General features: G+C 33.4%; 11 protein-coding genes. 9 read left to right on the top strand and 2 right to left on the bottom strand.

What is annotated here, in order from left to right; genetic code table 11:
- The first annotated feature begins 165 nt into the window (after window positions 1–165).
- The 3 genes from QHH19_03590 (at window position 166) to QHH19_03580 (ending at window position 7,418) form a co-directional block, all read left to right on the top strand.
- On the top strand, window positions 166–1,896 hold the full coding sequence (locus tag QHH19_03590; GenBank protein ID MDH7517408.1) for a signal peptidase I: 1,731 nt from the start codon (window positions 166–168) through the stop codon (window positions 1,894–1,896).
- A gap of 25 nt (window positions 1,897–1,921) precedes the next feature.
- On the top strand, window positions 1,922–3,022 hold the full coding sequence (locus tag QHH19_03585; protein ID MDH7517407.1) for a PRC-barrel domain-containing protein: 1,101 nt from the start codon (window positions 1,922–1,924) through the stop codon (window positions 3,020–3,022).
- Window positions 3,023–3,164: 142 nt separating this feature from the next.
- Entirely contained in the window at window positions 3,165–7,418 is a 4,254-nt protein-coding gene (locus QHH19_03580; protein ID MDH7517406.1) for a PAS domain S-box protein, read from the top strand.
- 16 nt (window positions 7,419–7,434) lie between these two features.
- Here QHH19_03580 and QHH19_03575 read toward each other — a convergent pair whose 3' ends face one another.
- Entirely contained in the window at window positions 7,435–8,055 is a 621-nt protein-coding gene (locus tag QHH19_03575; protein MDH7517405.1) for a hypothetical protein, read from the bottom strand.
- A gap of 334 nt (window positions 8,056–8,389) precedes the next feature.
- Here QHH19_03575 and QHH19_03570 point away from each other — a divergent pair, with 334 nt between their 5' ends.
- Entirely contained in the window at window positions 8,390–9,328 is a 939-nt protein-coding gene (locus QHH19_03570; GenBank protein ID MDH7517404.1) for a hypothetical protein, read from the top strand.
- A gap of 40 nt (window positions 9,329–9,368) precedes the next feature.
- Here QHH19_03570 and QHH19_03565 read toward each other — a convergent pair whose 3' ends face one another.
- Complete coding sequence (locus QHH19_03565) at window positions 9,369–10,595, bottom strand: PAS domain S-box protein (GenBank protein MDH7517403.1); 1,227 nt, start codon at window positions 10,593–10,595, stop codon at window positions 9,369–9,371.
- A gap of 294 nt (window positions 10,596–10,889) precedes the next feature.
- Between QHH19_03565 and QHH19_03560 the strand changes: the two genes are divergently transcribed.
- The 5 genes from QHH19_03560 to QHH19_03540 all read left to right on the top strand — a co-directional run.
- Window positions 10,890–11,588: a flagella accessory protein C gene (locus QHH19_03560; GenBank protein MDH7517402.1), complete on the top strand. Its 699-nt coding sequence runs from the start codon at window positions 10,890–10,892 to the stop codon at window positions 11,586–11,588.
- 5 nt (window positions 11,589–11,593) lie between these two features.
- Window positions 11,594–12,430 (top strand): FlaD/FlaE family flagellar protein, encoded by an 837-nt coding sequence (locus QHH19_03555; protein ID MDH7517401.1) that lies wholly within the window; start codon window positions 11,594–11,596, stop codon window positions 12,428–12,430.
- 104 nt (window positions 12,431–12,534) lie between these two features.
- On the top strand, window positions 12,535–12,963 hold the full coding sequence (locus QHH19_03550) for a hypothetical protein (GenBank protein ID MDH7517400.1): 429 nt from the start codon (window positions 12,535–12,537) through the stop codon (window positions 12,961–12,963).
- Window positions 12,964–12,992: 29 nt separating this feature from the next.
- Window positions 12,993–13,436: a hypothetical protein gene (locus QHH19_03545; GenBank protein MDH7517399.1), complete on the top strand. Its 444-nt coding sequence runs from the start codon at window positions 12,993–12,995 to the stop codon at window positions 13,434–13,436.
- Window positions 13,437–13,461: 25 nt separating this feature from the next.
- The coding region (locus QHH19_03540; GenBank protein MDH7517398.1) for a hypothetical protein at window positions 13,462–13,769 on the top strand (308 nt) is incomplete at its 3' end.

The raw sequence follows: 13,769 nt of genomic DNA, 5'->3' as shown, positions 1-13,769 counted from the left end.
GTGCAGGTTTCACTGATCATATTTGGACAATTAATGAGGTGATGAACTATAAATTTTAATCATTTTATGACACTAGGAAAAAACCTATTTTTAGCATAAATATAATATATCCAAAAATATATACATATTATACCAAATAGGATGGGATGCTACATCAAATTTAAAATGCGGTCATTTATAGGTAATATTATATTCCTGGCAGCTCTACTACTAATATTATCTCGTTTTATGTCAATCTGGACAGGAACAGCATTCCCCATAGACCTTGTTACGTCGACTTCAATGCAACCAACACTAATGGAAGGTGATATAGTAGCATGGACACCAACAACAATAAAAGACATAAAAGTAGGGGACGTAATCGTCTTCAAAAGCTACATCAACTGGCCAGGTGAAAAACTAGTAGTCCACAGAGTAACGGCGATAAAAACAGATCCAGTAACAGGTAAACCGATGCTAGAAACCAAAGGGGATGCAAACCAGTGGACAGACCAAGCTGGACCACACATACCAGAGCCATATATAAGAGAAGACCATCTGGTAGGGAAAACAATATCCATAGGCCAGCAACCACTCAAGATACCATTCGTAGGCTACATAGCGATACTGATAAACAGTGTGTTAGAGCAACTATCAAAACCAGTTGCAGCAAAAGGATATCTAACATATGCTGGTGTGTTTGCACCATTAACAATATCAGCAGTCATACTAGTAGTACTATTATTTCTTGTACCAGAAAAAGCAAAAACAGCTAAAGAAAAACTCCATCATTATATATTTGGTCATAAACCAATCAGTGTTAAAAAAACAATAGTACTATTTCTAACAGCATACATACTCTTCCTGTTTATAATACACTGTTTTGCATATGATACAGCAACGGCATCATTAGGGGTAAACGCAGATAGCCCTCAGAGCGCAATCAACTTCGGGAGAATAATACAAGGAACAACATCATTCGAAAAACAACTACCACTAATAAACCCTAGTATAACACCTGTGAAAGGTATAGCATTTGGAAAAGGAGAAATAAAAGAACACATCATAGCAGAGGTTTTTGAGATTGAGAGAGGGCAATCAAAAACAGTAGGCATAAGAGCTACAGCATCAAATTCAACAGCAAACGGAACATACACTGGGGCGATCATGATTTATTCTTCTCCTTTTTGGATCATATTCCCAGATGATTTCATAAAAAACGTCTGCAGCTGGAACACAGAACTAACAGTATACATATTAGATTTTTTAGTAGCAACTGTTTTAACATTAATAACGATATCAATAATGCTCATCATAACATTTACAAATGAAACATACACAACACTAAAAATAGACAGATCTTGGTGTCACACCTCAAAAATATTTTTAGGTAAGAAAACAACCCAACGAATAACAAAAATAAAGAGCAAGATAAAACATTCATTATCAAAAAATATCGGGTGGATTATAAACGCAGATATCACGCAGAGTAGTGTAGATGAAACACTGAGAAAAGCATTTGTGAAACCAGTTTTAGCATCTCTAATAATCATACCGATATTGTTTCTTATAACCGACCAGATACTAGTAATGATACTAGCAACACTAATAGCTGGGTTAACAGCGTATCTCATAAGCTGTAAGCTAAGAAGCAAGATACTACTCACGACTGTTATAGTGGCAACAGCCTCTATAATATATACGATGATAAGAGCAAACCTGATGATATTAGCGAACCATAAACAAGTAATAGAATTATTTGCCCTAGGATTTGGAGCAGTCGGCGTATACCTAGTCTTATTGGTGTTTCTATTGGTACCACTGTCATTCATAACATGGGTTATAGTTAGATTACTCCGAAATCTTAAAGAACAGAAAGACCCATTACTCATACTGGAGGGAAGCTGTGACCTGTAAAGGTTAAACGCTGGAGAGGCAGAGGATGCATATTTTTAATAAAAATAAAACAAAGACAGAAGAATCTTCTGCAAATCCTGAGAAAGAGATAGACGAAACACTGGAATCATTAGAAGGAAAAAAAATAATAAAAAAAAGAACAAGGATTGGTTTTAGGAGAAGAGAAGAAATAAAAGAACCGGGAAAAAAAGTTGTTGTAGAAAACATAAAACAACCTGAGTTAGAAAAAGACCCGCTACTAGATTTAATACCTGTTGAAAAAAATGTTCCAGCTGAAGAAAAACAATTGGATGACAAAAAAAAGACTTTAATTAAAAAAGATATGATAGGAAAACCTGTTTTCCTTGAGGATACAGGCGAGAAACTAGGAACAGTTTTTGACATTATTTATGATGGCGAGAAAAACCTTGTAGGCTACAAAATAAAAGATATAAAATCAGATGCAGTTCTTAGTTTCCAGATAGATCAATTTGATGAAGATAAAAATGGCCTGATATTTTTACCGAGTTGGTACACAAAATCATTAAAAAACATAGAAAAACTGGAATTCAAAGATAGGATATCACCTGAGTTAACAGCCCTGCTCACAGATGATTCCGTATCAAACAAAGAACTATATGAGATATTTGTTAAATACGATGATGAGATGGCAAAATACATAGAGGAAGCAATATACCTAAAAGAGATGCTGTTGAACCGTTTAAAGGTGTTAGAAAAACAGCGTTTAGCCCTCAGAGACGAGCTGATAGATTTAACTGAAAAAAGACTTATAAAAGACATTGATAGAAAAGAATTTTCAGAAAATGTTATGGAACATAGACGTAAAGTCAACATAATTGATGTTAACATAAATAAATGCAAGGAACTATTAGAAAGGCTAGACAAAACCTCTTTTGGAGTGCTTGGTAAAAACCAGATAATCTCTGAGCTAGAAACAGAGGAACATATACTTGACAAAAATCTAGGCGATGTTAAAGAAACAAAAAAACCTTTGTTCAGCAAAGATGAAAATGAAATATATAAAAACAAGTATTACACACTTAAGGAGCAGTTCGAGCAGCTAGAAAGCGAGTATCTTGAGTTAAAATCTGCTGTAGAGAAACTTATGCATAAAAACGAGATATAAAAAAAATCTCTTTCAGTTCGCTAAATCCCTCCATTTAAATTTACAGAAATCAAAAAAAGATTAATATTCACATATCCATATGTGTCTTAACAAATAAAAAAAAATTTCACCATATTAGGTATTCTGGGTGAGGGTAAAATATATGTTAAATGAACCTCATAGGACAAGAGGGGGCAGAGGAGAAGATCCAACAAATAGAAGAGACAGTTTTTATGTTGACAACAACAACCCTGTTTTTGTGATAAACAGAAAAGGCGAACTAATAGACGTAAATGATGCTTTCTGCGAAGAGCTAGGGCTATCACGAGGAGAAATACTAGGAGTAAATATCAGCGAGGCGAGTTTTCTAACAGAGAGAGCGCGTAAAAAGGCTATGTACAGGCATGTATCAAAACTAATTGGTAAAGAAACACCAACATATGATCTAGATGTTATAACTGGAAGAGGAGACATAGTTACTCTAGCTATAGATACAAAAAACTATATAGAAAACGGAAGAGTTGCTGGGGAAATAGGCATAGTAAGAAAAATCATAAAAACAGAGCACAAACAGGAGATGAAAGAGAGAGAACCACCAAAAAAAATACAGGGGTTACACACAACAGAAAACATCAGATTTTTAGATGATTTTGAAAAAATACGTGAGAACGCTTTTATAAAAATCCGGGAAAGAGATGAAGAGATAAGAAGATTAAAATCAGAGATAGATGAAAAAACTAGTGAGTTGGATCTATTCAAAAGGGAGATAAATAGAATAACTAGGGAATGGAAGATAAACCAGTCGGAATTAGAGGATAAAAACTATGAGATGAACCAGTTACAAGATGAAATTGAGAAAATGAAACACCGATTGGAGGCACAAAACAGGGAGATAGATAGACTCAGAAACGAGATTGAAACAAACCAGTTGAAAATAGAAGAAAAAACTCGTGAGAATAAACAACTAAAAACAGAGCTGACATCCACTCAATCAAATCTACAGGAGAAAATTCAAGAGTTGGAAATGATGAAGGCAGAGATGGAAAACAAACAGTTAGATATCGACTCATTAGATAATGAGCTTAAAACAAGAAATAAAATAATAGAAGAGCTAGCAAAACAAATGATGGATAAAAAACCTATCCAAATACAACAAACTGAGGAGATGCTAAAGATACAGAATGAATTAGAAAAGAAAAACGAAGAATTAAGATTAACGAATTTAACTTTAGAAGAAAAAAACAGAGATTTAGAGAACACAAAGGAAGTGCTCAAAAAAACTATGAATCACCTCAAATTAAGAAATGAAGAAATAAGCAAAATTGAAGAACACACCCAATTCATGCAAACAGAACTACAAAAGATCCAGCATGAATTAGAAAAAAAGAACGAAGAACTAATACGTAACAGACAAGAAATCGAAGAAAAAAACAATGAAATCAGCAGAGTAAAACTAGAACTAGAAAACGAAAAACAAACTAAAAAACCTATTTTAGAAGAAATCAATAGACTCCAGTTTGAACTCAAAAACAGAGAAGAAGAAATCATATCAATTAACCAAGAAATTGATAGCAGAAACAAGATAATCGAAGAAATGAAAAAACAACTAGAAGAAAAACAAACAGAGTTTGTTACAAAAGCAGATGTTGTTGATCAGCTACAAATAGAGTTAAAAGAGAGAGAACAAGAGATAGAAACAAGGGATAAATTAATAACAGGTTTTGAAATAGAGCTCGATCGTTTCCAGACAGATTTAGAAAACAAAAATCTAGAGATAAAAAGTAAAGAAGAGGAGATAAACAGTTTAAAAAAGGAAAAAGAACAGCTTGCTTTTTCTCTACAAAACATAAGGGATTCAATACCCTTGCCTTTAATAACCATAGACAAAGACAGTTTCATAACAGGTTGGAATAAGAAAGCGGAGGAAACGCTGGGTTTAGATGGAGCTAAAATGGCTGGGACCAATGTTTTTGAGTTAGATCTTATGAAAGATGAAAGGCTCATGGATGCAAAAATTTTGTGCCAGAAAGATAAAAGACCTGTTACTGTAAAATCAATACATATCAAGGATCAAAACAATGAAGGTTTATTGAAAGATGTCTCGCAGATTCCTCTGATTGATGACAAAGGAGAAATTCAGGGATCAGTTATGATTATAGAGGATGCAACCGAACTAGTTGGATTACAAAATGAACTGGAGAGGAAAAAACAAGATTTTAAGGAACTGGATGAAAGATTCAAAGAGGCGCATAAAAAACTTAGCTTGATAGATAAGGAGATGGAAGCTACAAACGAAGAGCTAAGAAAAAGTAAACTTGAACTTGAGAAAAAAATCAGTGAAATAAACAATTTAAAACAAGAGCTTATCAGGAAAGAAAACGAGCTAAAATCCGAAAAGGAACAATCAATCAAAACAAGAGAAGAACTAGAAAGAAAAAACAAGGAGATAAAAAAAATAGAGATAGATTTACAGAAATTAAACGAAGAAATAAAGGTTAAAAATAATGATATCGATTGTTTAAAAACTGATTTTGAAAAAAAGATTAATGAATTGGAGGCAAAAAACAGAGAAATAAACCTAGTAAATAAAATGCTGGAGGAAACAAAAAGAGAACTCAGGGCAAGTAAAACAGAATCAGAACAGCTACATAAAATTATAAAAAGTAAAGAAGACGAGATGATAAAAAGAGAAGAACAAATATCTAGGATAAGGGAGGATCTAGAGGATAAACATAGAAATCTAGAGAAATGGAACGAAGAGTTAAATAAGAGAGAAGAAGAGATGAAGTTCACGTTAACAAGACTGCAGATGGAGTTAGAAGCTAGAAACGAGAAGTTAAAACAATGCAGATTGGAGATAGAGGAGAAAACAGATAACCTAGATAAAATGAGAAACAAGTTAGAAAGCAGCAATATGAATTTACAAACAAAAACAAAGGAACTGAATGATATAAAACGAGAGATGGAGCAGACACAGGCTATGCTAAGAACAAGAGAACTGGAAACTGCTAGAAAAGATGAGGAGCTGAAACATCTAAGAACTGAACTTAAAGATAAACAGGATAAACTTAGGTTAATAAAACAACAATTTGATGAGAAAAACAATGAAAACATGAAACTCCAGAGAGAGCTAAAAATCAGGAGAGATGAATTAGAGATTAGTGGCAGAGAACTACAAAACATTAGAATGCAACTTGAGAAAAAAATCAGTGAAATAACACCTTTACAGATTAATCTAGACAAGGTTCAGAAGGAACTGGAATCAAAGAACATCGAGTTAGATGCACGACAAAAAGAAATAGAGAATCTGACAGGGGAATTGAAAGCTAGTAAATCAGCTTTGAACTGGTTTAAAATGGAGTTTGAGAAAAAAATAGAAGAAACAAAGAAAAAGAATGATGAATTGGAACGTATGGGTATTGAGTTTGAAAATGTTAAAAAGCAGTTAGAAGAAAACAAGTTAATTATAGATAGAAAAAACGAGATGATAAACCAGTTACAAACCGAGTTAGATAGGATTAAAAATGTTCTACAGTCCAGGGATGAAAAACTAGAACAACTATGGAGAGAGATGGAAGACAAAACAAAGGAGATTAATAGACTTAATTTAGAAAGAGAAAAGATGAGTTCACATCTCAGACATATAAAAGATACTGTGCCTTCATCTATGATAACTGTAGATAAAGATGGTGTAATAACTGATTTTAACAAAATGGCTGGGGAGATGTTTGATTTAAAATCCGATGTTATTGGTAGTAATGTTTTTGATATTGATTTTATGGGCAAGGAGCGGTTACAGGATGGTTTAAGACAATGTCAGAGGGAAAAGAAACCTATCATTGTCAAGTCTATATCTGTGAGAAATAAACAAGGTGATGTCCATCTAACAAATATTTCACATATGCCGCTCCTTGATAAAAACGGTGATTTCCATGGAGCAGTAATGATAATAGATGATGTAACTGAAATTGCAGGTTTACAGGCTGAGCTAGAGCGGAAACAAGAGGAACTCGAGAAACTTGACAAAAGATTCCAGGAGACGTTTAACCAACTTAAATTACTTGAGTTAGATAGGGATAAAAAGAAACTTTTAGATAGAGAACACGTAGATGCAATTTTAAGGGAGAAACAAAGGGAGCTAGAGTCACTAAATATTTCTATAGAATCAAAAATGAAGGAGTTTAACAGTTTAAAATCAAGGCTTGAGGAAACCACATCTGTGTTAAAATCTGCTGAAGAGGAGATAAAGAAAAAACATATGGAACTCGAGTTACTTGAAAAGAATAAAACAGGGGAACCACCAGCGGATGCATGGAAAGATAGGGTTAAAATACTTGAGGAGATTGATAAATCCCTTGGATTATCTGATGATCATCTAAAGACAAAGAAAATAATCTGTGAAGAAGAGAATAAGTAAAAAAGTTATTGTTTTTTTATTCAAAGGTGACAACTGTTTTTATTGCCAGAGGCGCCCTTAGGGTTGTTGTTCTAGCTATACCAGAATAGGGGAATAGTGTAACAGTTGTTGACTCTCTTTGTGGTACTGAGAAACTCTCATCCAGTTTTATTATAACATACGTCATGTCACCATTAATGATATTGTGTTCAACTAGTGATCTATCTCTGTCTATTGTTACAATAAAACCGTAGCTATCATATGTTATCTCATCCCATGCCTTGTGTTCAAAAAGAGAACTTTCACCTATAAACTCTGCTTTTCCGCTATAGTTTAGTATTTTTACATCATATCCGTTGGTTAGTTTAATTGTTAACCCAGTTATATCTATATCTTGGATTATAAGAGGTTTTATCAATAAGGCTATTTTTTCTATTCTTTGTTCTCCATATGTTGTGTAGAATTTTCCAACCTGGTCTTTTATTTGTATGTATGTTGTGATCTCATCTAGGACCTGGTTGACTATTTCTTCTGTGTTTTTTTCTGTTGTTGTTTCTTGTGTTTCACCTGTTATTATTGATGCTACCGCTATGGCTGAGAGTATAAAGCCAACTAGTATTATTGTGGATACTGTTCCGGCACTTCCCAATTTGTTCATTTTTTTTTATCACTTTTTATCCTATGGTTTCTTTTAGCATTATTTAATATATAAGTTTTATTATACAATTAATACCATTATTTTTACAGGAGTATTTGAAAGTTTTATTGCAAAAAAATTTTTGTCTAATCTGTCGATGCTATATTTTTCTCCTTATGTTGTTAAAATGTCATTTTGTCGTTTTTATGTTTGTGTTGTTTTTGCTGTTCGGTCTCTTTTACATTTTGTCTCTCTAAAGGCAAAGGCTTATATATTGTCAATTGAGAACATTATACATGAAAACAATTACCATGCCCTAATATCGCATGGGAACGTAAGGAAGGTGAGAAAAAATATGGAAAAGAAATATATGGAAAGGCTAGTTGGTAAGTACTGTAAGATTGTTACCAAAGAGCCGGGAGAAGACAGAGCAAGTGTAGTTACAGGCATACTTGAAGACGTCGACTACAAAGACGGTTTTATATTAGTGGACTCTGAACAAGGACTAGGATGCCTTAGAATAAACACTATTGTTGCAATAAAACCAAGACCAAACAAAGAAGCTGAAATGGAATACAAAAGATCACATGCAAAACACAAAAAGAAAAATTACAAAAACATAAAATACCTCAGAAGCAACAATAAAGCAGCTGTTGGAATAGGCACACTCATTGTGTTCATAGCCATGATCCTAGTAGCAGCAGTTGCAGCCAGCGTAATAATCACAACCGCAGAAAACCTTCAGCAAAGAGCAAGAAGCGTAGGATCAAACGTTATCAGAGAAGTATCCGCAGGCATAGTCATAGAAAATATCGTAGGATACACAGATGTTAACAAAACAAAAATCCAATACCTGGCAATACTAGCAAGACCAAGAGCAGGCACACAAGACATAGACCTCAGATACACAGTACTAACAATAAAATACAACAACCTAACAGTGCTAAAATTAAACACGTCACTAATAGCAGAAGCAGGTACAGACAACGTGAGTGTATTTGATACACCAATAGCACCAGGATCCAGCGATAAGATAATTGATAAAAGCACAAACACAGAATACGGAGTAGTATCAGTAATCGACGCTGACAACTCAATAAATACCTCTCAAGGTATTAACGACGGAGACAGAATATACATACTAGTGAATCTAACAGCAGTAATACCAGAAGAAAACGGATTACCAACAAGAGCGATATTATCCGGTACACTACAACCAGAAACAGGATCACCAGGATTATTCGAATTCACATCCCCAGCATTGTACGCAAAGAGAATCGTAGACCTCTGGTAAAAAAACCCCCATCTCTCTTTTTATTTCTAAAATTTTTTATCTAAAACTCTTTATTCATCAAATTTTTAATAACCACTATATTCGTTTTTTCGCCACCATAAGATGAAGGTTTAATATTAATTTCAACATTAATTTTCCTGTTATCTTTACCTAAAATAAACGTCTCAAAAGAAGAAACTTCCTTACCCTTAAGCCTATGCAAATAATATCTCTTAACCTCCTCGAGACTCTCAGGAGCAACAAAATCAAATAAACTCTTACCTAAAACTTCATCCATTTCATAACCCAATAACTCTACAAAAGAACTATTAACATCCATCAAAATACCGCGATAAACAACCGCAGCACAATCAGGGATTTTATCTAAAACAAGGCGACGACTTTCATACCTACCGGTATCACCACAGACGTTAGACAGACCCAAATCTCCTTTAATATATCTAAGCCGCGAACCTTTCATAGATTTAGAAGCAAGATAATCTCTAAACAACTTCTCCTGATTTTCCAACTCCACCCATCTATCCTCAATCTCTTTCTCCAAAAACTCAAGTTTATCACGCCATTTAGAAAACTCGTGTCTCCTCTTATTAAGCTCCTTTTTCTCCTCAAGCAACTCAGCTTCAAGAGCGTTAAGTAAAACCCTTCGTTCATCTAATTCACGCGCTATAGCCTGAAGTTCCTCTTTCTTTTTATTTGCGCCAACAGCATCAAAAAAGAGATACAGCCATCTGCTAAACAGATTTTTGATCTCCTCTTTAGCAGAAGAACGAACTTTATCTAAACTTGTTTTTTTCTCTTTCTCTTTCTCTTGAGAAACTTTAGCGTTATCAGTAAAAATTTCCACGAGATTTTTATCATCAAAACCAGATGATGATGGATTTAAATCTTTTAAATTTTCAATAGAGGACGAGTGTGTAGGATAATCTTGGTGTACAGTTTCACCAACAAAACATATCTCCAAATTTTCCATTTTAGATGGATCAACAGGAAAAGTACTACACGACACAGAAATTTTTGACCCATTTTTGGTTAAAAATGATAAAATTATATTATCCACAAAATTATTTTTCCTTATCGAATCTAATATTTTGTACCATTTAACAGATTCATCTTTTGGTATCAAAAAATTAAATATATTTTTACCCAACGCTTCATCTCTGGAATAACCAGTTATTTTTTCACATTCACGATTAAACTGAATTATCTCTTCATTTTTGTTGATGCTGAATACCATTATATATTTAGTTTTATCTAAGGTTATTGCCATCCTCTCCAGATTCTTCTCTTATAACCAAGCATCTCCTCTCACAACAGATAAGATATATGCTAAAACTGATTATGTGTTTTAAAACTTTTGTTTTACATCATGTTTAATCAATAACAACTGGTCTATTATAAGATAGAGGGATAAACAAAAAGGATAGTATAAATATTATAAAACTGATATCAGAATTGTAAAAACATATAGTTTACAGAAGTAAAAGTTAAATACCCGGTTATAGTTCTATATAAGGGTAGCCTATATAAAGGTTATATAGGAGGGGTATAGATAAAGTTGAAGATGGGAAAAGGTGAGGACAGTAAACCTACAGATGAAACTATAACTATGAAGACCTCTGAGACAACTACACCTCCAACAGATACAAAGAAAGATGTTGAAAGTCTAAGAAAAATTATTAAATTCGGTTCAGCACCAGAAGATGAAGACAAAAAACCTGCTATTTCAAATGATAAAATAGTTGTTGATCAAAAAACAGAAAACACTGAAGAACAAAAGATGTCTAGAGAAGCATTGGAGCAAAAACGTGCTATACTCCAGAGCATAAAAGATTTTGATTTTCAGATAAAGAAAAACCAAGAAGATATAAACAACTTAAACCAAAAACTAGATGCTATGTCAAAAGATTTAGATGACCTCGTAAGTTTATATGAAATAGTTTCCGAACAAATGAACCCCTTTGTTGGTTTATCAAAAGTTACAAAAAAAAGGCTGGATTCATTAGAGAATTTCACAAAAGAAATTGAAACAGTTAAAACTAGGCTAGGGGATTTAGAGTCGTTTGCAGAAAGGATGGGGATGAAAATAGAAAACCCTGAAATAAGAATGGAAGAGAAAGCTAACCCCTCAGTTGAAAATCTATCAGACATGGATTTAGATAGGATAATAGAATTGTCTCTGAGGGAGATAGCCTCAGAGAACGCAATAGACAAGGCGATTGATGAATTTATTGAAAATTTAAGATTAAACCTAAATGGGTGAAAAATATGGAAGATGTAAATGGCAACATTAATGAAAATGAGATTCTAAAGGATTTTGAACTCAAAAATGAGATTTCTACGATTGTTGCCAAAAATATGATTCCACAGAGAATAGCAGAAAAATTAGAAAAAAAATTAATTGAAAAACAAGTTAAAATCAACAGAAAACAGCTATATCTTCTTGTGGATAAGATACGAAATATAATGCGTACTTATTCCAGATTTGATGAAAGGTACAAAAAAGAGGAAGCACCTACTGTTAAAACCTTAGATAAACCTCTGGAACAAAAAATAGAAGCAACTACAGATATGAAAAAACTTTTTGAAACCGTGGATAAACTACAGCAGAGAATAGCTAACTTGGAAAATGATATAATGAAAAAAGGCTGGATGTATCCAACTGACAAAAAAACACCTCCAACCAGAATTGTTAAAGTAGATGATATACAGGTGCCTTCCCAAGAACTAATTAACCTAGAACCTCTAACAAAAATACCTAACGATCCTGAGAGCATAATAGTTCTAATGAAATGGCTCCAGTATCTCATTGATAGATGCGGACGCCCTAACCTACCAGCAGTGTTAGACTATTACGTTGATATAGGATGGATTTCTGAGGATGCAAAAATAAACATAATTGACTACTCAAATGGTATAAAAGAAGAAATCACTAAAAGTGGAACAACCACTGATTTACAAGCAAAAGACCACATCCAATCACTTCTGTTTATACAGAAAATCAAGGGTAAACAAGTTGATAAACATTTTATCGACCGGATAGAAAGTGAATTATCAAGGATCACAAAAAAATTAGACAGCTACACATCAGATAAAATTATCTAAATTTATTAAATAAACTTAGAGTAAAACCATACTCATCTTTAAAAAAGGAGGGGGAATATTTACTAGAAGATATATTACTCCTTGATATGGAGGTAGTTTAAGGGATGGGGTTTTCACTAACCGCAGCAGCAGCAATAATCGGAGTGGCGATACTAATATCTGTAGAAATCATAATAGGTAGCATACCTCCGAAGTTTGAGGATGTTAACGAATCATATTATAACATGAAAAACAGGCTTATAGAACAAACAAAGACGAGCATAAACATAACTAGTGTCGCCACAACAATAAACGGGGCAAACCATAACATAAGCATAATTGTAGAAAACACTGGAAGCATTGTACTTAACACTGGTTATTTCAACATCTTGGTAAATGGGACCAACAAACAATTCAGCTGCTCAAAACCCTACATTTATCTGAAAGACACAGCATATTTCAACCTTACAGATTTAGAAGGCAACTCAGGGACAAGGAGGTTAAAAGTTGTTACAAAAAATGGTGTATCAGACTATTATGAGTACACATTATGAAAATGAATGAATATTAGTTTGGTGAAAAGATGGGGTTTGATTTAACAGCAACGAGTGTAGTTTTCTTCGCCGCATCTGTGATCGTTGCTGGTGTTGTATCAGGTATTTTCATAAATGTTTCAAACAACCTTGATAAAAGCCTATCACAGAGATTAGACAAAATGAAAGAACAAGTAGATACAGAATTCATGATCATCAACGACCACGAAAACATACCAGAAGAAAACGGATACTATCTATTTTATCTGAAAAACATAGGGGATAATAATCTAGTTACAAACAATGATACGTTTCAACTGCTAATAGATGGAGTTATTTTATCTAAAACCAGTTATTATTTTTCTGTTAGCAGTATCCAACCTGGTGAGGTTGCTACAATTTATGTAGACTCAAATTTGATATCATCTGGTGATCACAATCTAATGGTTATAGACAATATTGGAATTAAAAAAGATTTCATATTCAAAATATAAAAAAATATTTAGAGGTAAAAAAAGGATGGGAATCTCTTTATCAGCCACAGCAGCAATAATAGGTGTTTCACTTGCAATAATACTACAAACATTTACAGCTAGTATACCAATGAAAATCTCAGAGATTAACAACGCAAATTATGAGATGAAAAAACGAGTATTGGAACAATGTCAAACTGATTTAGATATTACAAATATCACGGACGTTGGATGGTGGGATACAGATTGGCAATATAGAAAAATGATAGTTATCGATCATACAAAAATTCAGGCAGACCAAACAGATTTCCCGTTATTGATCTATAGAGAGACTGATTTGGATTTAGCAGTTCA

This window comes from Candidatus Thermoplasmatota archaeon, assembly GCA_029907305.1.
Classification (GTDB): domain Archaea; phylum Thermoplasmatota; class E2; order DHVEG-1; family DHVEG-1; genus JARYMC01.
This window is presented reverse-complemented; position numbering and strand designations above follow the sequence as displayed.

What these genes read in the sequence shown, in the direction of transcription:
- QHH19_03550 (MDH7517400.1), top strand. Translation starts at nt 12,535, where the DNA reads ATGGGGTTTTCACTAACCGCAGCAGCAGCAATAATCGGAGTGGCGATA.
- QHH19_03580 (MDH7517406.1), top strand. Translation starts at nt 3,165, where the DNA reads ATGTTAAATGAACCTCATAGGACAAGAGGGGGCAGAGGAGAAGATCCA.
- QHH19_03545 (MDH7517399.1), top strand. Translation starts at nt 12,993, where the DNA reads ATGGGGTTTGATTTAACAGCAACGAGTGTAGTTTTCTTCGCCGCATCT.
- QHH19_03560 (MDH7517402.1), top strand. Translation starts at nt 10,890, where the DNA reads ATGGGAAAAGGTGAGGACAGTAAACCTACAGATGAAACTATAACTATG.
- QHH19_03555 (MDH7517401.1), top strand. Translation starts at nt 11,594, where the DNA reads ATGGAAGATGTAAATGGCAACATTAATGAAAATGAGATTCTAAAGGAT.
- QHH19_03575 (MDH7517405.1), bottom strand. Translation starts at nt 8,055, where the DNA reads ATGAACAAATTGGGAAGTGCCGGAACAGTATCCACAATAATACTAGTT.
- QHH19_03585 (MDH7517407.1), top strand. Translation starts at nt 1,922, where the DNA reads ATGCATATTTTTAATAAAAATAAAACAAAGACAGAAGAATCTTCTGCA.
- QHH19_03565 (MDH7517403.1), bottom strand. Translation starts at nt 10,595, where the DNA reads ATGGCAATAACCTTAGATAAAACTAAATATATAATGGTATTCAGCATC.
- QHH19_03570 (MDH7517404.1), top strand. Translation starts at nt 8,390, where the DNA reads ATGGAAAAGAAATATATGGAAAGGCTAGTTGGTAAGTACTGTAAGATT.
- QHH19_03590 (MDH7517408.1), top strand. Translation starts at nt 166, where the DNA reads ATGCGGTCATTTATAGGTAATATTATATTCCTGGCAGCTCTACTACTA.